Source organism: Mesorhizobium sp. M0296 (assembly GCF_040321675.1).
Taxonomy (GTDB): domain Bacteria; phylum Pseudomonadota; class Alphaproteobacteria; order Rhizobiales; family Rhizobiaceae; genus Mesorhizobium.
The window spans coordinates 495,955-515,863 of sequence record NZ_JAMYRZ010000001.1; the positions used below are offsets into that span (position 1 = coordinate 495,955).

15 protein-coding genes are annotated in these 19,909 nt (G+C 63.3%); 10 read left to right on the forward strand and 5 right to left on the reverse strand.

Annotated elements, in window-relative coordinates:
• The first annotated feature begins 110 nt into the window (after positions 1-110).
• The 7 genes from NKI97_RS02465 to amaB all read left to right on the forward strand — a co-directional run bounded on the left by NKI97_RS02465 (position 111) and on the right by amaB (position 11,459).
• Positions 111-3,482 (forward strand): transglutaminase family protein, encoded by a 3,372-nt coding sequence (locus NKI97_RS02465; RefSeq protein WP_352832497.1) that lies wholly within the window; start codon positions 111-113, stop codon positions 3,480-3,482.
• A gap of 6 nt (positions 3,483-3,488) precedes the next feature.
• On the forward strand, positions 3,489-5,900 hold the full coding sequence (locus NKI97_RS02470; protein WP_352832499.1) for a circularly permuted type 2 ATP-grasp protein: 2,412 nt from the start codon (positions 3,489-3,491) through the stop codon (positions 5,898-5,900).
• A 7-nt stretch (positions 5,901-5,907) separates the two neighbouring features.
• Positions 5,908-6,792 carry a transglutaminase family protein gene (locus tag NKI97_RS02475; protein ID WP_352448166.1) on the forward strand — a complete coding sequence of 295 codons (885 nt, stop codon included), beginning with the start codon at positions 5,908-5,910 and terminating at the stop codon, positions 6,790-6,792.
• Positions 6,793-6,910: 118 nt separating this feature from the next.
• Positions 6,911-8,026 carry a DNA topoisomerase IB gene (locus NKI97_RS02480; RefSeq protein ID WP_352448165.1) on the forward strand — a complete coding sequence of 372 codons (1,116 nt, stop codon included), beginning with the start codon at positions 6,911-6,913 and terminating at the stop codon, positions 8,024-8,026.
• Positions 8,027-8,112: 86 nt separating this feature from the next.
• Positions 8,113-8,487, forward strand: coding sequence for a YciI family protein (locus tag NKI97_RS02485; protein WP_292663532.1), 375 nt, complete (start codon positions 8,113-8,115; stop codon positions 8,485-8,487).
• Entirely contained in the window at positions 8,484-9,758 is a 1,275-nt protein-coding gene (locus tag NKI97_RS02490) for an RNA polymerase sigma factor (RefSeq protein WP_352832502.1), read from the forward strand. The genes NKI97_RS02485 and NKI97_RS02490 overlap by 4 nt, the downstream gene beginning before the upstream one ends.
• Before the next feature lie 186 nt (positions 9,759-9,944).
• Positions 9,945-11,459: an L-piperidine-6-carboxylate dehydrogenase gene (gene amaB / locus NKI97_RS02495; protein ID WP_352702798.1), complete on the forward strand. Its 1,515-nt coding sequence runs from the start codon at positions 9,945-9,947 to the stop codon at positions 11,457-11,459.
• Between the two features lie 59 nt (positions 11,460-11,518).
• On the opposite strand, the gene NKI97_RS02500 is transcribed toward amaB, so the two are convergent.
• Positions 11,519-12,382 carry a hypothetical protein gene (locus NKI97_RS02500; protein WP_352832575.1) on the reverse strand — a complete coding sequence of 288 codons (864 nt, stop codon included), beginning with the start codon at positions 12,380-12,382 and terminating at the stop codon, positions 11,519-11,521.
• Between the two features lie 708 nt (positions 12,383-13,090).
• Between NKI97_RS02500 and NKI97_RS02505 the strand changes: the two genes are divergently transcribed.
• Complete coding sequence (locus tag NKI97_RS02505; protein WP_352448162.1) at positions 13,091-13,903, forward strand: nucleotidyltransferase family protein; 813 nt, start codon at positions 13,091-13,093, stop codon at positions 13,901-13,903.
• Complete coding sequence (locus NKI97_RS02510; protein ID WP_352448161.1) at positions 13,896-14,648, forward strand: metallophosphoesterase family protein; 753 nt, start codon at positions 13,896-13,898, stop codon at positions 14,646-14,648. Before NKI97_RS02505 ends, NKI97_RS02510 begins: the two co-directional genes overlap by 8 nt.
• A gap of 4 nt (positions 14,649-14,652) precedes the next feature.
• On the opposite strand, the gene NKI97_RS02515 is transcribed toward NKI97_RS02510, so the two are convergent.
• The 3 genes from NKI97_RS02515 to NKI97_RS02525 are packed head-to-tail and all read right to left on the reverse strand — an operon-like array spanning position 14,653 to position 17,459.
• Positions 14,653-14,820 (reverse strand): hypothetical protein, encoded by a 168-nt coding sequence (locus NKI97_RS02515; protein ID WP_352448160.1) that lies wholly within the window; start codon positions 14,818-14,820, stop codon positions 14,653-14,655.
• A 60-nt stretch (positions 14,821-14,880) separates the two neighbouring features.
• Entirely contained in the window at positions 14,881-16,494 is a 1,614-nt protein-coding gene (locus tag NKI97_RS02520; protein WP_352448159.1) for a DHA2 family efflux MFS transporter permease subunit, read from the reverse strand.
• Positions 16,491-17,459: an HlyD family secretion protein gene (locus NKI97_RS02525; RefSeq protein WP_352832505.1), complete on the reverse strand. Its 969-nt coding sequence runs from the start codon at positions 17,457-17,459 to the stop codon at positions 16,491-16,493. Before NKI97_RS02525 ends, NKI97_RS02520 begins: the two co-directional genes overlap by 4 nt.
• Positions 17,460-17,935: 476 nt before the next feature.
• Here NKI97_RS02525 and NKI97_RS02530 point away from each other — a divergent pair, with 476 nt between their 5' ends.
• A complete protein-coding gene (locus NKI97_RS02530) occupies positions 17,936-18,367 on the forward strand; it encodes a hypothetical protein (RefSeq protein ID WP_023675469.1) in 432 nt (143 codons plus the stop codon).
• A gap of 288 nt (positions 18,368-18,655) precedes the next feature.
• Here NKI97_RS02530 and NKI97_RS02535 read toward each other — a convergent pair whose 3' ends face one another.
• On the reverse strand, positions 18,656-19,846 hold the full coding sequence (locus NKI97_RS02535; protein ID WP_352702790.1) for an NADH-quinone oxidoreductase subunit D: 1,191 nt from the start codon (positions 19,844-19,846) through the stop codon (positions 18,656-18,658).
• Positions 19,847-19,909: the final 63 nt, after the last annotated feature.

Below are 19,909 nucleotides of genomic sequence, written 5' to 3' on the forward strand. Positions count from 1 at the left end.
TGTGAAAGCTGCTTAATTTAGGTGCAGCGCAACATCTCTGCTTGGAGAATGGTCAGCATTCGTGTCAGGGTTCAGCGAACTCCTTTTGAAACGCCGACTTCAGGGGCACCATGGCAATTCTGGCAGCCGTCTATCACCTGACCCATTACAAATACGACCGGCCGGTCGTATTAGGCCCGCAAGTCATAAGGTTGCAGCCTGCGCCGCATTCCCGCACCAAGGTGCTCAGCCATTCGCTGAAGGTCGGGCCGGCAAATCACTTCGTCAATCTGCAGCAGGACCCTTACGGCAATTTCCTTGCCCGCTTCGTCTTTCCCGAGCCGGTGACGGAGTTGAAGATCGAGGTCGATCTCGTTGCCGACATGACGGTCTACAATCCGTTCGATTTCTTCGTCGAACCGTTGGCCGAGACGTTTCCATTCGAATACCCCGAAGAGATCCGGGACGATCTGACCATCTATCGAACGCCGGAACCGGCGGGGCCGCTGTTGGAGGGATTCCTGAAAACCATCCCGCGCCACCCGACCAACACCGTCAATTTTGTCGTCGACCTCAATGCGCGGCTGCAGCGCGAGATCGCGTATATCGTGCGCATGGAAACCGGCGTCTTCTCGCCCGAGGAAACGCTGGCCGCCGGCAAGGGGTCGTGCCGGGATTCGAGCTGGCTCCTGGTTCAGATACTGAGGAACCTCGGCATCGCTGCGCGCTTCGTCTCCGGCTATTTGATCCAGCTGAAGCCCGACCTCGTCGCTCTTGACGGGCCGCCCGGCACGGCGACCGATTTCACTGACCTCCATGCCTGGTGCGAGGTGTATCTGCCGGGCGCCGGCTGGATCGGCTTCGACCCGACCTCCGGCCTGCTCACCGGCGAAAGCCATGTGCCGCTCGCGGCAACGCCGCATTTCCGCAATGCCGCGCCGATTTCCGGCATGGCGAGCTTCGCCAATGTCGAGTTCGGTTTCGACATGCGGGTCGACCGCATCGCCGAGCATCCGCGCATCACCAAGCCGTTCTCCGACGAGAGCTGGCAGGCGCTCGACGCGCTGGGCGTCGAGGTCGATGCAGCGCTTCAGGCCGGCGACGTGCGGCTGACCATGGGCGGCGAGCCGACCTTTGTCTCGATCGACGATTTCGAGGCGGCCGAGTGGAACACGGCAGCCGTCGGGCCGACCAAGCGGGAAAAGGCCGATGCCCTGATCCGCCGGTTGCGCGAGCGCTTCGCGCCGGGCGGCTTCCTGCATTACGGACAGGGCAAATGGTATCCCGGCGAAAGCCTGCCGCGCTGGACCTTCTCGCTCTACTGGCGCACCGACGGCGAGCCGGTGTGGAGCGACCCGTCGCTGATCGCACATGAAAAGAGCGAGGCGGATGTCGGACCGAAGCAGGCCGAAAGCCTGCTGACGGCGATTGCCGACGAACTCGGCATCGACAAGACGATGGTCAGCGAAGCCTATGAGGATCCCGCCGAATGGCTGCTCAAGGAAGGCAAGCTGCCTGACAACGTCGATCCTTCCAATTCGAAGCTGGAGGACCCTGAGGAGCGCAGCCGCATGGCGCGGGTGTTCGAACGCGGGCTGACCAAGCCGTCGGGCTATGTGCTGCCCGTCCAGCGCTGGAACAGCCAGGCTTCCGGACCGCGCTGGCGCTCGGAGAAATGGAAGACGCGGCGCGGCAGGCTGTTCCTGGTGCCCGGCGATTCGCCGGTCGGCTACCGCCTGCCGCTCGGCACGCTGCCCTATGTGCCGCCGGCGCAGTTCCCCTACATAGTCCCGGTCGATCCATCGCTGCCGCGCGGACCATTGCCGGCGCGCGAGGCGATCTTGCCCGGTTCTGCTTCTTCGCCGGCTGCGGCCGAACTGGAAGGCGCCGACGAAATGGCGCGACGCCAGCAGGCGGTCTCCTTCACGGCCGTTACCGGCCAGCAGGACCGCGTTGAACAGGAGATTACCGAGATCGGCGGCGCCGTGCGCACAGCGCTTTCGGTCGAGCCGCGCGACGGACGGCTTTGTGTGTTCATGCCGCCGGTCGAGGCGCTGGAGGATTATCTCGAACTGGTGGCGGCGGCGGAGAACGCTGCCAGGGCGATCGGACTGCCTGTGCATATCGAGGGCTACGGCCCGCCGCACGATCCGCGCCTCAACGTCATCCGTGTCGCACCCGATCCCGGCGTCATCGAGGTCAACATCCACCCCGCCGCGAATTGGCAGGATTGCGTGGCGACGACCACGGCGATCTACGAAGAGGCGCGGCAGACGCGGCTTGGCGCCGACAAGTTCATGATCGACGGCCGCCATACCGGCACCGGCGGCGGCAACCATGTCGTCGTCGGCGGCGCAACGCCCAATGACAGTCCGTTCCTGCGCCGCCCCGACCTGTTGAAGAGCCTGGTGCTGCAATGGCAGCGGCATCCGTCGCTGTCCTACCTTTTCTCCGGCCTGTTCATCGGCCCGACCAGCCAGGCGCCGCGCTTCGACGAGGCGCGCCACGATTCGCTTTACGAACTCGAAATCGCGATGGCGCAGGTGCCGCATCCGGACAAGGGCGCGGCACCCCTGCCGTGGCTGGTCGACCGGCTGTTCCGCAATCTTCTGACCGACGTGACCGGCAATACCCATCGCTCGGAAATTTGCATCGACAAATTGTTTTCGCCGGACGGGCCGACCGGCCGGCTCGGGCTGGTCGAATTCCGCGGCTTCGAGATGCCGCCCAACGCGCGCATGAGCCTAGCGCAGCAATTGCTGGTGCGCGCCATCATCGCCCGGGCCTGGAAGAACCCGCTCGACGGCCGCTTCGTGCGCTGGGGCACTTCGCTGCACGACCGTTTCATGCTGCCGCATTATGTCTGGGCTGACTTTCTCGATGTGCTGGACGACCTCAAGCTGAACGGCTTTGCGTTCCGTCCGGAATGGTTCGACGCCCAGCTCGAATTCCGCTTCCCGTTCTGCGGCGAGGTCCAGCATGCCGGCGTCAAGCTGGAGCTCAGGCAGGCGCTCGAGCCGTGGCACGTGATGGGCGAGCAAGGCGCGATCGGCGGCACCGTACGCTTTGTCGATTCCTCCGTCGAAAGGCTGCAGGTGAAGACCGAGGGGCTCAACCCGGAGCGTCACGCCGTCGTCTGCAACAGCCGCGTCGTGCCGATGAAGGTGACCGACAACCGCGAGATCGCGGTGGCCGGCGTGCGCTTCAAGGCCTGGCAGCCGGCGTCGGGCCTGCATCCGGCGCTGCCGGTCAACACCCCGCTGGTCTTCGACATCTATGACCGCTGGTCGGGCCGCGCAGTCGGCGGCTGCGTCTACCATGTGGCACATCCCGGCGGGCGCAGCTATGACACCTTCCCGGTCAATGGCAACGAAGCGGAGGCGCGGCGGCTCGCCCGCTTCGAGCCGCGTGGCCATACGCCGTCCAGCTATGTGCTGCGCAACGAAGAAGCCTCTGAAGATTTCCCGATGACCCTTGACCTTCGGCGGCCGCAAAGACTCTGATCAGCCATGGCGAAGGGGAATCACAAAAGGCTGCGCAGCAAGCCGCAGACTCACAGTCTGCTGGAGCACTATCAGCCGATCGACGGCGTCGTCGACGAGATGGTCGATGCGTCGGGCAATCCGCGGCCGGCCTGGCGGCACTTCATCGAGGCGCTGGAGGACCTGGGGCCGGAAAAGCTTGCCCAGCGCTTCGCCCGCGCCGACCAATACCTGCGCGACGCCGGCGTCTACTACCGCGTCTATGACAAGGCCGGCGCCAACGAGCGGGAATGGCCGCTGGCGCATGTGCCGCTGCTGATCGAGGAGCAGGAATGGGCTGACATCAGCGCCGGCCTGGTCCAGCGCGCCGATCTGTTCGAGGAGACCATCGCCGACATTTACGGGCCGAACCGGCTGGTCGAGAAAGGCATTCTGCCGGCCGGATTGATCGCGGCCAGCCCGGAATATTTGCGGCCGGTCGTCGGCACCAGGCCGGCCAGCGGCCATTTCCTGCATTTCTGCGCCTTCGAGCTCGGTCGTGGCCCGGACGGCCGCTGGTGGGTGCTTGGCGACCGCACACAGGCGCCGTCGGGCGCCGGCTTTGCGCTGGAAAACCGCGTCGCCACCACGAGGGCGCTGTCCGACATCTACGGCGAGATGCATGTGCACCGCCTGGCCGGCTTCTTCCGTCGCTTCCGCGACGCGCTGATCGGCATGGCCAGGCAAGCCGGCGGCCGTGTCGCCATCCTGACGCCGGGACCGCTGAACGAAACCTATTACGAACATGCCTATATCGCCCGCTATCTCGGCATCATGCTGCTCGAGGGCGAGGACCTGACCGTCTCCGGCGGCAGGCTAATGGTGCGCACGGTTTCGGGGCTGATGCCGGTGAGCGTCTTGTGGCGGCGGCTCGACGCCGCCTTCGCCGATCCGCTTGAATTGCGGCCGGACTCGCAGATCGGCACGCCGGGGCTGGTCGAGGCGGTTCGGCAAGGAGCGGTTTCGGCCGTCAATGCACTGGGCTCCGGCCTGATGGAGACGCGCGCGCTGCTCGCCTTCCTGCCGAAGATTTCGCGCGCCCTGCGCAACGAGGAACTGCTGCTGCCGACGGTCGCGACATGGTGGTGCGGGCAGGAGGCGGAGCGCGAGCATGTGCTCGCCAATATCGATAGCATGGTGATCGGCCCGGCGCTGTCGACGCGGCTTGCCTTCGAGGACGACGGCTCGACCAAGCTCGGGTCAGCGCTGTCGGTCGAGGAACGGGCCGAACTCGTCGCCAGGATCGAACGGGACGGCGGCGACTTCGTCGGCCAGGAAGCGGTGACGCTGTCGACCACGCCTGTCTATGTCGGCGGTTGGCTGGAGCCGCGGCCGGCAAGCCTGCGCGTCTATCTGGCGCGGACGCCGGAAGGCTGGACGGTGATGCCGGGCGGTTTTGCCCGTGTCGGCTTTTCGCTCGACCCGACGGCCATCGCCATGCAGCGCGGCGGCCAGGCGGCGGATGTCTGGGTGGTCAGCGACAGGCCGGTCGAGCGCGAGACGCTGCTGCCGCAGGAGCACGACAGCTTCACCCGAACCTTGCCGGGCAGCCTGCCGAGCCGCGCGGCTGAGAACCTGACATGGCTCGGCCGCTATATCGAGCGATCGGAAGACACGGTGCGCATCCTGCGCGCCTACCATGTGCGGCTGGCCGAGACATCCGATCCCGAGATGCCGCTGCTCGCCGATATCAGCGACTATCTCGCGCCGTTCGGCATCGACGTCGAGACGGCAATCCCATTGGGGCTCATCGGCACGCTGGACAGCGCCGTTTACAGCGCCGGGCAGATCCGCGACCGTTTCTCGCCCGATGGCTGGCTGGCATTGAAGGATCTATCGAAGACCATCCACCAATTTGCCGCGACAGTGGCGCCGGGCGACGACGCGACAAGGGCAATGACGGTCATCCTGCGCAAGCTGGCCGGGTTTTCCGGCCTGCTGCACGAGAATATGTACCGCTTTGCCGGCTGGCGTTTCCTGGAAATCGGCCGCAGGCTCGAACGCGGCATCCAGATAGCCCGCACGCTCGCCCGGCTGACCAGAGCCCAGGCGCCGGAAGGTGCGCTCGACATGATGCTGGAGATCGGCGACAGCGTCATGACCCACCGTCGGCAATATCCGGTGCAAGCGGGACGGCGCACGGTGGTCGACCTTCTGGCGCTCGATCCGCTCAACCCGCGCTCAATCCTTTTCCAGCTCGAACGGCTGAAGGCCGAAATCGCGCTGCTGCCCGCTGTCGGCGCTGAAGGCCATATGTCGCCGGCGGCCAAGGAAATCCTGCAGCTCAACACGTCGATCGCCATCAAGGAGCCCTCGGACATGACGGCCAACGCCCTCGGCGATCTCGCCAATGAAATCGGCGGGCTCTACAACAGCCTCGCCAAAGCCTATTTCGGGTAGAGACAGCATGCTCTACGACATCAGGCTTCACCTGCGTTACGACTATGATGCGGCGGCCGGCGGTGGCCGCCATCAGGTGCGCGTGCTGCCGCCGACCATCCCTGGCGTGCAACGCGTCATCGCCGCTTCACTGTCTTTTGTGCCGGCGCCCAGCGAACGTTCCGACTTTTCCGACTTTTTCGGCAACAGTGTCACCTCGATCGCCTTTCGTGACGCGCATGATGCGCTCGACATCAGGATGAGCGCGCGTGTGTCGGTATCGCGGCCCGAACCCGGGCTCGACGTATCGCCGGACATACGCCGGCTGAGGGAAGAACTCGGCGCAGTGCACTCGCTGGCGCCGGCTTCGCCGCATCACTTTCTGGCCGCCAGCGATCATGCCGGCATCGACGCGGCAATCACTGCCTATGCGAAAGGCAGTGCCGGCAGTTCGACAGTCGGCACGGCCATGGCTCTGTGCAACCGCATTCACCGCGATTTCACCTATGACGGCGAGGCGACCACCGTGCAGACGCGGGCCAGCGACGCCTTCGGCCTGAAGCGCGGCGTCTGCCAGGATTTTTCCCACATCATGATCGCCGGCCTGCGCGGCCTCGGTATTCCCGCGGGCTATGTCAGCGGGTTCCTGCGCACCATCCCGCCGCGCGGGAAGCCGCGGCTCGAAGGCGCCGACGCCATGCACGCCTGGGTCAAGGTGTGGTGCGGGCGCGATGCCGGCTGGCAGGAATTCGATCCGACCAATGGCATGCGGGCAAGCAACGACCATATCACGGTCGGCTATGGCCGCGACTACTCCGACGTGGCGCCGATCGTCGGCGTGCTGAAAACCACGGGCGGGCAGGTCGGCGAGCAGGCGGTCGACGTCATTCCGGTCGTGCTCGAAAAGGCGTGACGACTCACGTCTTCGTTGCACGGCGACGTCGATAGGCTGTTCTGAAACCAAGAGATCAAGAGGCGTTGGAACCCGCAGCCGGCAAGCGGCTTATCTACGGAAATTCCGTGGAGAGGACATGCTGGACAAATCCGGGTCGTCTGGCCGATCGGCTGTAAGGAAAGCTGCACCAAAAAACGCGGTGCCGCAGAACGGGGCACTGGAGAACGGCGCGCAAGCCTCGGCCGTTCGGGCCTCGCTCAACTATGTCACCGACACTGAACCCGGTATTCGCCGGCTGCGTTCGGGCAAGGGGTTCTCGTACAAAGGACCCGACGGGCGGATTGTCGACGGGGAGGCGCTGGTACGCATCAAGGCGCTCGCCATTCCACCGGCCTGGACGGATGTGTGGATCTCGCCGGATGCCGACGGTCACATCCAGGCGACCGGTCGGGACCAGCGCGGACGCAAACAATACCGCTATCACCCGTACTGGGCGGAGGAGCGTGACGGCGTCAAATATTCGAGCCTGGTCGCCTTCGCCGAAAGCCTGCCCGAACTGCGGCGGCAGATCGACGTCGATTTGCGCCGTCACGGCCTACCGCTGGAACGCGTCGTTGCGGCTATCGTCTGGCTGCTCGACAACACGATGATCCGTGTCGGCAATGCCGCCTATGCCCGCGACAACAAGAGTTTTGGGCTGACCACGCTGCGTGACCGCCATGTCGACATCAAGGGCTCGAGCCTGCGCTTTGCCTTCATCGGCAAATCCGGCAAGGAATGGAGATTGAAGCTTGTCGATCGCCGGATTGCCAAGGTCGTGCGTGGAGCGCAGGACCTGCCGGGCCAAAAACTGTTCCAGTATCTCGACGAGGACGGAAACAGGCATCCGGTGCGCTCAGACGACGTCAACCGCTATATCAGGGAAAATGCCGGAGCGGAGTTCAGCTCCAAGCACTTCAGAACCTGGGGTGGCACCATCCATGCAGCGTCGCTGTTTGCGCAAACCGAACGTCCGGAAAGCCAGGCGCAGCAAAAGAGGGTGATGAACAGTGTCATCGACAAGGTTGCCGATCGGCTTGGCAACACACGCGCGGTTTGTCGCCAATGCTACATCCATCCGGAAGTGTTTCGCGCCTGGTCCGAAGGACGGCTGCTGGACGAAATGGCGGATGCCAACAAAGGCAAGCGCTCGATCGCCGGGCTCGACGACGAGGAGGCCTTGGTCTTGAGATGGCTGAAGGCGAGGGAATGACGCCAGACCGGGGGCGTATTTTTTTGTCGACGCCATGTCGGCATCGGTCCTAGTGTTTCGTCCTTTGACAGAGAAAAGGACGACCCATGCTCTACGCGATCCTCTGCTATGCCTCTGAAGACGTCGTCTGCTCCTGGAGCAAGGAGCAGGACGACGCAGTCATGGAAAAGCTTATCGGTGTGCAGGAAAAATATGCCCAGGCGGGCCGGCTTGGTCCGGTGGCGCGGCTCTTGCCGACGACCGCGGCGACGACGCTGAGGAAGGTCAAGGGCGAATCGATCGTCATCGACGGCCCGTTTGCCGAAACCAAGGAACAGTTCCTCGGCTTCTACACGCTCGAATGCGCCGATCTCGATGAGGCCGTCGACTTCGCGCGCGAGCTTTCCGAGGTCAATCCGAGCGGCGGCTCCTATGAAATCCGGCCGGTCTCGCTCTTCAATCCCGCCAAGGTTTCCGCATGACCGAACTCGCCTGGATCAGCACGGCAATCAGCACCGCTCGCCCGCAGGCGATGGGGGCATTGCTGCGCTACTTCCGCGACCTCGACGCGGCGGAGGAAGCATTCCAGGACGCCTGCCTGAGGGCACTGAACAACTGGCCGAAAAACGGTCCTCCGCGCGATCCGGCAGCCTGGCTGATTTTCGTCGGCCGCAACAGCGGCATCGATGCGGTGCGCAAGCGCGCCAAGCAGGCGCCGCTGCCGGAGGAGGACCAGATCTCCGATCTGGAGGATGCCGAGAGCGACGTCGCCGAGCGGCTGGACGGGGCGCATTACCGCGACGATATTTTGCGGCTGCTGTTTATCTGCTGCCATCCCGACCTGCCGGCCACACAGCAGATCGCGGTGGCGTTACGCATCGTCTCCGGCCTGACGGTCAAGCAGATCGCCCGCGCCTTCCTCGTCGGTGAAAGCGCCATGGAGCAGCGTATCACGCGCGCCAAGGCGCGTATCGCCGACGCCGGGGTGCCGTTCGAGACGCCGGGAGCGGTCGAGCGCTCCGAACGGCTCGCCGCCGTCGCCGCCATGGTCTACTTGATCTTCAACGAAGGCTATTCCAGCAACAGCGGCGAGGCTTCGGCGCGAGCGCCGCTTTGCGAAGAGGCGATCCGGCTGGCCCGGCTGCTGCTCAGGCTGTTCCAGACCGAGCCGGAGATCATGGGGCTGACGGCGCTGTTGCTGCTGCAGCATGCACGCTCGCCGGCTCGCTTCGACGAGAACGGCGAGATCGTGCTGCTCGAAGACCAGGACCGCAGTCTGTGGAGCCGCAAGATGATCGATGAAGGCCTGGCGCTGGTCGATAAGGCGTTGCGCCATCGCAAGCCCGGTCCCTACCAGGTGCAAGCGGCGATCGCCGCACTGCATGCGCGGGCGAAAAAACCCGAGGATACGGACTGGAACGAGATCGACCTGCTCTACGGGCTGCTCGAGCAGATGCAGCCGTCGCCGGTGGTGACGCTCAACCGCGCCGTCGCGGTCTCCAAGGTGCGTGGACCGGAAGCCGCACTCGCCATGATCGAGCCGCTGGAGGGAAGGCTTTCCGGCTATTTCCATTTCTTCGGCCTCAAGGGCGGACTGCTGATGCAGCTTGGCCGCGGCGAGGAGGCGCGTGTCGCTTTCGACCGCGCCATCGCGCTCGCCAATACGGCCGCCGAGGCAGCGCATATCCGCATGCATATCGACCAGCTGATGAAAGAAAGCGCCGTGCGGGAAACCGCCAAGACGGCACACTGATTCGCTCTATCTGGCTGGTTCAACAGTCGGACGCCGGCTTGGACCATGCCGGGGTGGCGATTTCTCCCTGAAACGCGTAATGCCACGCCATGACAGCGCCTGGTATGCCGACCGGCAGGGAACCGGTATGGCGAAAAGCTTGGACCGACGCCATATGAGCGACGGGATCTGAAAGGGACGAACGAAATGACGATTGCGAAGGAAACGGCCGGGCTTCTGGCGAAACTGGGCGTTGCCGAGGGCGCGCTTACGGGCGGCGACCTCATCGTGCGCAGCCCGGTAACCGGCGAGCAGATCGCCGCGCTGAAGACCATCTCGCCGGCCGATGCGGCAACGACCATCGACAATGCCCACAAAGCTTTCCTGGCGTGGCGGCAGGTGCCAGCTCCCAAGCGTGGCGAACTGGTGCGGCTGCTCGGCGAGGAATTGCGCACACACAAGGCCGAGCTTGGCCGGTTGGTATCGATCGAAGTCGGCAAGATCCCATCCGAAGGTCTTGGCGAAGTGCAGGAGATGATCGACATCTGCGATTTCGCCGTCGGTCTTTCCCGGCAATTGTACGGCCTGACCATCGCCACCGAGCGTCCCGGCCATCGCATGATGGAGACCTGGCATCCGCTGGGCGTCGTCGGCGTCATCTCGGCCTTCAACTTTCCGGTGGCGGTATGGTCGTGGAACGCGGCACTTGCGCTGGTCTGCGGCGACGCGGTGGTGTGGAAACCGTCCGAGAAGACCCCGCTGACGGCGCTCGCCTGCGAAGCGATTTTTGCACGCGCGGTAAAGCGTTTTGGCACGGACGCGCCGCAGGGCCTGGCGCCGGTGCTGATCGGCGACCGTGCCGTCGGCGAGATCCTGGTTGACCATCCGAAGGTGCCGCTGGTCTCGGCCACCGGCTCGACGCGCATGGGCAGGGATGTCGGCCCACGGCTGGCGAAGCGCTTTGCCCGTGCGGTGCTGGAGCTCGGCGGCAACAATGCCGGCATCGTCTGCCCGACGGCCGATCTGGACATGGCGCTCCGCGCTATCGCCTTCGGCGCCATGGGCACGGCCGGCCAGCGCTGCACGACGCTCAGGCGCCTGTTCGTGCATGAGAGCGTCTATGACCAGCTCGTTCCGCGCCTGAAGAAGGCTTATGAGAGCGTCTCGGTCGGTAATCCGCTGGAGACAAGCGCTCTGGTTGGCCCGCTGATCGACAAGGCTGCCTACGAGAATATGCAGAAGGCGCTGGAGGAGGCGGCTTCGCATGGCGGTAAGATAACCGGCGGAATGCGGGTCGAGAACGGTCACCCCGAGGCCCACTATGTGCGTCCGGCGCTGGTCGAAATGCCGCGGCAGGTTTCGCCGGTGACGGAGGAAACCTTCGCGCCCATCCTCTATGTGATGAAATATTCGGACTTCGACATCGTGCTAGAAGAACACAATGCGGTGGGAGCGGGGCTGTCATCCTCGATCTTTACCCGCGACCTGCAGGAATCCGAGCGCTTTCTTAGCGTCGACGGATCGGACTGCGGCATCGCCAACGTCAATATAGGCACGTCAGGGGCCGAGATCGGCGGTGCCTTCGGTGGCGAGAAGGAGACCGGCGGCGGCCGCGAGTCGGGGTCCGATGCCTGGAAGGCCTATATGCGGCGCGCCACCAATACGGTGAATTATTCCAAGGCGCTGCCGCTTGCGCAGGGCGTGTCGTTCGACATCGATTGAAAAGCCAGACCTCCGTCGCGGCGGCGCGAAAGCCGCCACGACGGCGGTCGGCTCGCGGTTCAGCTGGCTTCGGAAGTTACAACACAATTGTCGAAGGCTGCATCGATGATGGCGAGCTTGACCGCCTGGGCGGTCATGTATTCCTGATAGAACTCGCTCGACACCCACATGACCGAGTGACCGCGCTGGCCCAGCCAGCCGATGCTGCCGAGTTCCTCGGCATCGCGCAATTTGCGTGACAGGTGAGTGGGGGAAAGCTTGAGCCAGTTCGCGAAATCCCCGATTGAGACGACACCGGTCGGGATTCGGTCCAGGTCGGCATGATCGGGGTCGACGCCGGACATCAGCCAATCCATGACGATGCCGCCATTGTCGAGCCAGGTGAACAAGGAAAAAGTCTGTCTTGGCTCGCGCACGGCATGCGACGAAAGCAGTCCGTCGGCCACCAGTGGCTGCAGTTTGGCGAGCACATCCGGTTGTGCGACGAATGCAGGCAGTCGAAATCCACCGTCCAGGCTGTCCAGCGTTTTCAGATGAGCCATGACCCAGCCGGCAACCGTCTCCAGAGTGCCCGCGGCCGGCTCAAACGGGCGGACGCGCCCATATTTAATCGGCAGATGCCGGATGAAACCGTAATGCAGCATCTCCTTCAGGAAGGCGTCGGCGGTGTTGCGGCTGGCCACCGAATGCCGGCAGATGTCGTCCATGAACCGTGCGGACGTAAGGCCCTTGCGATGATCGTCCGGCTCTCGATTGAAATACAAGCCAAGGCCGATATGGGCCATCAGCCAACGCTGTTGCGTGGCGAATACGGAAGCCAGCCGCGGGTTCGCTTCATAGGTCTGGAGAAGCGTCCGCGACTGAGCCTGGACATGGCGACGCAGTGCCGGATGGCTGGCAATGTCTTCAGAAACCAGCGCCATCCCCGCCGAGCCCAACCAAATTTGCAACTGGAAAATGCCGATCACAATTTCAGCCTTCGCGGGTCGTGTCCAGAGCCGGCGCATTACGATACGAGCTGAATCCCGCCGGCTAGTGGGCTGAATTCCGCGACTTGATCGCCGAGGCCACTGATTTCGCTGCAGAGGGCTAGCCCGCTCGAACCCACCAACGATGACTTCGCCTGTCCAGCCCGTGCTCCCGCCAATGGCGACGCGGAACCAACACAAGCTTTGCTCGTTGAAGAACGCTGATTGGACTGAGACAGTGAGGGACTACAAAATGGAGAATGGCCTTTTCGCCACGCCGCCTGCAGCTTTCCGGCAAACAGAGTCGGTCTGGCCACGGGCGCTCAAGTGGCTGTTGCGCCGAGTGCGCAGCGCCTCCGACAGTTCGGGAACCATGTTGAAGCCAATCCTCTCCGGACCCGAGGATGATAGCGGGCCCACTCCGCCTCGACGTGCTTGAGGCTGACCGCGCTGCGATCTTGACGTCAAAAATGACCGCTCACATATCATTTTAGGGCCGCGCCGCAGCCGACAACCATGACCGCTTCGAAGGCCTCCCACGGCGGCGTGTCCGCCTGATGCAGCAGGCGAGAGCGGCAGTGCCGCGTAACGGCGGGAACCATCGGGCATGCTTGGCTATTAGATACAGGCGGCTGCTGGTCTGCCGGGCCAGGAGCTATTGCTATGATCATTAATCCCCCACCGGAAAGCGCGATCCCGGCATCCGTTCCGTCGGTCGATCCAAAAGCCGCCCCGACGCTTCGCAATGCCGAAGCGGAGGTCTTTTATATCGAAGCGATCCGCGAACTTGTCGCGACCGGCATCCCCTTTCTCGTCGCCGGCACCTATGCCGTAAGCGCCTATACCGGGATCATCCGCCAGACCAAGGATCTCGACATTTTCTGCAAGGCCGGCGACTGCCCGCGCATCCTCGCCCATTTCAAGCAGATCGGCTACGCCGTCGTGGTCGAGGACGACCGGTGGCTCGGTAAAGTGTTCAAGGGCACCCATTTTTTCGACGTCATTTTCGCCTCGATGAACGGCACCATGCCTGTCGACGACCAGTGGCTGGAGCACGCCCGTCAGGGCGAATTGCTGGGCAGCCAGGTGCGGATCATCGGGCCCACCGAGCTTATCTGGTCCAAAAGTTTCATCCAGGACCGCGGTCGCCACGATGGTGCCGACATCTCGCACACCATCCTCAAGGCCCACGACCAGATCGACTGGCAAAGGCTGCTTTCCTACATGGAAGTTCATTGGGAAGTTCTGCTGATGCATCTCTTGAACTTCCGATGGATCTATCCGACGGAGCGGGGCCGCGTGCCCGCCTGGCTGCTCGACGAGCTGCTTGACCGGCTGGCCAAGCAGCGCGAATTGCCACCTTCCCGGATGAAAATCTGCCGTGGGCGCATGCTTTCACGAACTGACTATGAGATCGACGTCAACGACTGGGGTTTTGCCGACGTCGGCGGTGAAGGAGAACATAGCAATGGCTGACGAGCTCGAAACTGCTTCGCCGAAGGCGGAAAACGGCAGCGCACTCAAAGTCGCCGCCATTGGCGATCTGCATGTCGGCAAGGAGGACCAGGCCTCGTACCGCGATCTTTTCGGCGAGATGTCGCGTGCAGCCCAGGTTCTCGTGCTGACGGGCGACCTTACCAATCTCGGCAAGCCTCGGGAGGCCGAAATCCTTGCCGAGGAACTGCGTGCCTGCACGATCCCGGTCGTCGCCGTACTTGGCAATCACGACTATGAGTCAGGCGCCGTCGAGCAGGTCACCGACATTCTGCGTCAGGCGGGCGTTCACCTGCTCGACGGCGAGGCGACGGAGATTCACGAGGTCGGGTTCGTTGGGGTCAAGGGTTTCGTTGGCGGTTTTGGATCGCGCATGCTCGGCTCCTTCGGCGAACCGGCGATCAAGTCAATGGTGGCGGAAAGCGTGAACGAAGCGATGCGGCTTGAAAACGCAATGCGGCAGGTCCGCGCCAAACGCACGCTTGTCGTTCTGCACTACGCGCCTGTCGTCGAGACGGTCGAAGGCGAGCCGCTGGAGATCTTCCCGTTTCTCGGTTCGTCACGCCTGGCCGAGACAATAGACCGGTTCCAGGTCAGCGCGGTGGTGCATGGCCATGCGCATCGCGGCGCCTACGAGGGCCGCACACCGGGCGGGGCGACGGTCTATAACGTTGCCATGCATGTCGCCAAGCCGACCGGCCGCCCCTACGCTGTGCTCGAAATCTAATAGGCTAGATGTTGAACGCCCGCTTCGGCGGAATATCGTTTTCATCCGGATTGGGAATGGGGTCCTCGTCGGGGAGCCTGTCGGGGTCCGGCTCACGCACGGGCTTGGGATCGGGGATGGGAGGCGGCGGCACCGGGGTCGGCATTGGCTCGGGTGTGGGAATAGTGGCCATCGTGATCATCTCCTCTTGGCGCAGAACAACGCAATGGGTCAGCTGGTTCCCGCCTTCTGGTCAGCCCATCTCCGGATTCGCCTGTCTGCTGCCCGACTTGCTTGATCGCAGCAGCAGAGCAAGCGGAACGAGCAGGGCGGTTGCCACCGCGCAGTAGCGGAAGACATCGACATAGGCGAGCAGCGTGGCCTGGCGGGCGATCAACTGGCCAAGCCAGCCGATCGCCTGCTGCTTCGCCTCGACCATCGGCGAACCCTGGGCGACGAAATGCTCGGTCGCCTGCCGAAGCGCCTGCTGATACGCGGGCGACGACTGCACGGTGTGGCCGACCAGATACGATTGATGGATCTGGGAGCTTTGCGCAATGACGGTGTTGGACAGCGAGACGCCGATGCTGCCGCCGATATTGCGTGCAACGTTGATCAGCGCCGATGCCTGGTTGGTCTTCTGCGGGGGCAGGCCGACATAGGCCGCGGTCGAGATGGGAATGAACAGGAACGGCAGCCCGACCATCAGGAAAACACGGGCAAAGGCAAAGAAGCGGAAGCTGGCGTCCGGAGTAAGCGAGGTCATATGCCAGAGGGCCACTGCGACCACCGACATGCCCATCATGATCAGGTATTTGGGCTGCACGATGCTGCCTACAAATCCGGACACCGGCATCAAGATCAGCATGGCGATGCCGCCCGGCATCATCGAAAGGCCCGAGAGCGTCGCGGTGTAGGCAAATGTCGTCTGCTGCAGCTGCGGCACGATCTGGGTGGTGCTGAACAGGATAGCACCGACCGCCATCATGACCAGGAAGGCCGTGCCGAACTGGCGCGTGAACAACAGACGCATGTCGACGACCGGATCGCTGCGACTGAGCTCCCATGGGATAAGCAGCAGGAACGCGATCGCGGAAATCACTGCGAAAGTGGTGATGAAATCCGAGGCGAACCAATCGTAGCGCTGGCCCCGGTCGAGAAAAATCTCCAGGCACCCCAAGGCCGTCGCCACCAGGACGAACCCGATCCCGTCGATCTTCAGGCCGCCCTTCAGCCGTTCCTTGCGTTCGCGTTCGAGTACGTCCGGTTCGACCAACAGCCATTGCACCAGGGCCAGCGACAGGATGCCGAACGGCACGTTGATGAAGAAGATCCAGTGCCAGGAGAAATGGTCGGTCAGCCAGCCGCCGATCGTCGGCCCGACCGTCGGTGCGACGATGACGGCAATGCCGTAAAGCGCGAAGGCCTGCGAGCGCTTTTCAGGCGGAAAGGTGTCGGCAAGGATCGATTGCTCGCTTGGCGCCATGCCGCCGCCGCCGAGGCCCTGAAGGACCCTGAACAGGATGAGCAGTTCCAGGTTGGGTGCCAGTCCGCACAGCAGCGACGCGACGGTGAAGGTCGCAACGCAGAGCATGTAGTAGCGCTTGCGGCCGATGACGCTTGCCAGCCAGCCGCTGACCGGAATGATCACCGAGTTGGCAACGAGATAGGTGGTAATCACCCAGGTGCTTTCGTCCATTCCGGCCGCCAGGCTGCCAGCGATGTTGCGCAGGGCGACATTGGCGATCGAGGTGTCCAGCACCAGCATGAAAGTGGCTATGGAGACGACGACGGCGATGAGCCACGGATTGTGTGTCCCGGCGGCGGATCGGCTTTCGCCCTGATTTCTGGCGGTTTCGCCGTTCATCGCACCTTGACCGTCGGCACCACCGACAGGCCTGGCCCGAGAAGCACATCCGGCGGCTTGTCGAAGACGATCTTGACCGGCACGCGCTGCACCACCTTGACATAATTGCCGGTGGCATTTTCGGCCGGCAGGAGGCTGAAGGCGGTGCCGCTGCCGGCCTGAATACTGTCGACGCGGCCGTGAAAGGACTTGTCCGGGTAGGCGTCGATGTCGATGTCGACCGGCTGTCCCTGCCGCATCAGATCGAGCTGCGTCTCCTTGAAATTGGCCTTCACCCAGACCTCGTCGGGAACGAACATCATCAATACCTGGCCGGGTTGGGCGTAGGTGCCGTTCGCGGCGGAAATGCTCGTTGCCCGCCCGGCTGCGGGTGCTGTGATAGTCGTGCGCGACAGCGTCGTGCGGGCTTGCTCCTGGCTGGCCTTTGCCTGCTCGAGCTGCGCCTCGACGCTCCTGGCCTGTGCCTGCAAGACCGAAACCTGGCTTTTTGCGGAGGCTACATTGGCCTCGGCGCTGTCCAGCGCGGCCTGATCCTGACGCAACGTCGATGCCGCCTGCTGCGCCTGCTGCTGCGTTGCTGTGCCCCTGGCCAGGAGTTCGCGATTGCGTTGATCCTCGGCCTTGGCGAAGTCCAGCGCTGCCTTGGCCTGTGCAACCTGCCTCTGGGCAGCGTTTACCTTTGCGTTTTGAGCCTCGATCTGGGCGGCGACATTGACGATTTCGGCCTCGGCCGCGGCGACGCCGGCGTCGGCCTGCTTCAGGTTTGCCTGATAGTCGCTGTCGTCGATACGCAGGAGGACATCGCCCGCCTGTACATGCTGATTGTCGGTAACCGCCAGCTCGGTAATGCGGCCGGCTATTTGCGCACCGATCGTCACTGTGCGCGCATCTAGGAAGGCGTCGTCGGTCGATTCGTACTGGCGAGCGTTCAGCCACCAGATCGCGATGCCTGCCGCGACGAGCAACAGCGCAAGCGCGATGGCTGCGGCCGCATAGGGATGGCGCCTGGGAAAGCCGAGCAGACCGGCCTTTCGTTGCGAGGCATTCCCGTCGGGTTTTTCCTGCCGGGGCTCTGCCGATCGCTCATGAGATTCTCGAACCGGGGCCGGTTGCTCCCGGGTTTTATTTACAGGCTCGACGTCTTGCTCGACGCGTTGAGGCTTCGTGTCCAACGGAATTGCTTTCAAGATTGATATTGCAGCCGCCGAAGCGGACGCAAAGCCAAACGGCAAGCTTCCGCAAAAGTTCCTGTCCGGAAACGGGTTCGGTTAACGGGTCGACATCGAACACAGGCGGGGGCGCGTCGGAATTCGAGCGCCGCTTCGACGTGGCAGGTGATCCGTACGCCTCATGTTGCGGCGGTCCGGCCTTGTCAGCGCTCCATGGCGCGATAATTGCTCATGTAGGCGTGGGCGAATTCACCTGTCGACAGGAGCCGACCATGAAACATCAAACACTCGACCAACTGCAGGCCGTCGCGGAAGTTGAGTCCTTCGCGGCGTATCCGGCGATGACTCGAACCCAGCGGATTGAACGTTGGGCGGAACTTCTCGAACAAAACCCGACGCGATGCCTTGGGGCGCTTCCAGGCACCGAATATATGAACAGGGAAGCGCGCGACAGATCGCGTGGCGCTGGCACGCCGCTCACTGTCGCCTTCGAGGATCCGGTTCTGCGTGCCATGGGCCTCAGCGATGATACCTATGGTGAGGCAAAGCGCTTCTTCGAACTGAGCGACCGGCAGTTGCACCAAATCGTCTGCCATTGCCATGTCGGCGCTACGATGCAAGCGAGATGGGCCGCTGCCAGGGTGCGCGGGATAGTTCGCGGCAACAGATTTGTTGCCTGGATGAAGGGCTTGATCGTGCATTGAGGCGGTACGAGGAACGGCGGAACACGCGTTCTTTCCGCGCCGTGGAGAGCGCTTCCGAACTTGGAAGGGCTCGTGCGCCGTCGGGCCGCGCAGATTGTGAAACTCCTCGACGCTTGGCTGCGCCTTGTCGCGGCCATGCGTCCGTCTTTGATGTGAGAATTTGAGCTGGCCCGCCGCAGGTGAGGGCCTTCGTCTGGCCGGCGGCCGAGCGCCGTCCAGGCCTGCCTGCGCGGCTACTAACGACACAAATGATCCTGCGATCGGGGAAGATCCTGCGACCTGGCTAAACTAGCGATCGATTTCTCCGAACACGATGTCGAGCGAGCCGATGATCGCGGCAACATCGGCGATCATATGGCCTCGGGACAGGAAATCCATCGCCTGCAGGTGGGCGAAGGAAGGTGCGCGGATCTTGCATCGGTAGGGAACGTTGCCCCCGTCGGACACGAGGTAGACGCCGAATTCACCCTTCGGCGCCTCGACGGCGGCATAGACTTCACCGCTCGGCACGCGAATGCCTTCGGTATAAAGTTTGAAGTGGTGGATCGTCGCTTCCATCGAGCGCTTCATCGTGGCACGCGGCGGCGGCGTGATCTTGTGGTTCGGAATCGCGACCGGTCCCTGGCCTTCGGGTGAGCGCAACTTTTCCAGGCATTGCCGCATGATCCGGACCGACTGGCGCATTTCCTCCATGCGTACGAGATAGCGGTCGTAGCAGTCGCCATGCTTGCCGACCGGAATATCGAAATCCATCTCCGAATAGCATTCGTATGGCTGCGCCTTGCGCAGGTCCCAGGACGCGCCCGATCCGCGTACCATCACCCCGGAAAAGCCCCAGGCCCAGGCATCATCGAGGCCGATCACCCCGACATCGACATTGCGCTGCTTGAAGATGCGGTTCTCGGTCAACAGCTCTTCGAGATTGTGGCAGACCTTGAGGAACGGATCGCAGAACTTCCAGATGTCGTCGAGGAGTTCCGGCGGCAGATCCTGATGCACGCCGCCGACCCTGAAATAATTCGCGTGCATGCGGGCGCCGGACGCGCGCTCATAAAAGACCATCAGCTTCTCGCGCTCGGCGAAACCCCAGAGCGGCGGCGTCAACGCGCCGATGTCCATGGCTTGCGTGGTGACGTTGAGGAGGTGCGATAACAGCCGGCCTATTTCGCAGAAAAGCACGCGGATGAGCTGTCCGCGTTTCGTAACCGATATTTCGAGGAGCTTCTCGGCGGCGAGACAGAATGCATGCTCCTGGTTCATCGGCGCGACGTAGTCGAGCCGGTCGAAATAGGGCAAGGCCTGCAGGTAGTTCTTGTACTCGATGAGCTTTTCGGTGCCGCGATGCAGCAGGCCGATGTGGGGATCGGCGCGTTCCACGATCTCGCCGTCGAGTTCGAGCACCAGCCGCAGGACGCCGTGAGCGGAGGGATGTTGTGGCCCGAAATTGATGGTGAAGTTGCGAACTGCAGCCTCGGCCATGACAGTCCTCCGCGATCGGGCGGCCTTCGTTTCCGTGCCGGAGCCGGCTTGTCCGCTTTCAGC

Coding starts and splice junctions, on each gene's coding strand:
- NKI97_RS02465 (WP_352832497.1), top strand. CDS start 111: ATGGCAATTCTGGCAGCCGTCTATCACCTGACCCATTACAAATACGAC.
- NKI97_RS02470 (WP_352832499.1), top strand. CDS start 3,489: ATGGCGAAGGGGAATCACAAAAGGCTGCGCAGCAAGCCGCAGACTCAC.
- NKI97_RS02475 (WP_352448166.1), top strand. CDS start 5,908: ATGCTCTACGACATCAGGCTTCACCTGCGTTACGACTATGATGCGGCG.
- NKI97_RS02480 (WP_352448165.1), top strand. CDS start 6,911: ATGCTGGACAAATCCGGGTCGTCTGGCCGATCGGCTGTAAGGAAAGCT.
- NKI97_RS02485 (WP_292663532.1), top strand. CDS start 8,113: ATGCTCTACGCGATCCTCTGCTATGCCTCTGAAGACGTCGTCTGCTCC.
- NKI97_RS02490 (WP_352832502.1), top strand. CDS start 8,484: ATGACCGAACTCGCCTGGATCAGCACGGCAATCAGCACCGCTCGCCCG.
- amaB (WP_352702798.1), top strand. CDS start 9,945: ATGACGATTGCGAAGGAAACGGCCGGGCTTCTGGCGAAACTGGGCGTT.
- NKI97_RS02500 (WP_352832575.1), bottom strand. CDS start 12,382: ATGGCGCTGGTTTCTGAAGACATTGCCAGCCATCCGGCACTGCGTCGC.
- NKI97_RS02505 (WP_352448162.1), top strand. CDS start 13,091: ATGATCATTAATCCCCCACCGGAAAGCGCGATCCCGGCATCCGTTCCG.
- NKI97_RS02510 (WP_352448161.1), top strand. CDS start 13,896: ATGGCTGACGAGCTCGAAACTGCTTCGCCGAAGGCGGAAAACGGCAGC.
- NKI97_RS02515 (WP_352448160.1), bottom strand. CDS start 14,820: ATGGCCACTATTCCCACACCCGAGCCAATGCCGACCCCGGTGCCGCCG.
- NKI97_RS02520 (WP_352448159.1), bottom strand. CDS start 16,494: ATGAACGGCGAAACCGCCAGAAATCAGGGCGAAAGCCGATCCGCCGCC.
- NKI97_RS02530 (WP_023675469.1), top strand. CDS start 17,936: ATGAAACATCAAACACTCGACCAACTGCAGGCCGTCGCGGAAGTTGAG.
- NKI97_RS02535 (WP_352702790.1), bottom strand. CDS start 19,846: ATGGCCGAGGCTGCAGTTCGCAACTTCACCATCAATTTCGGGCCACAA.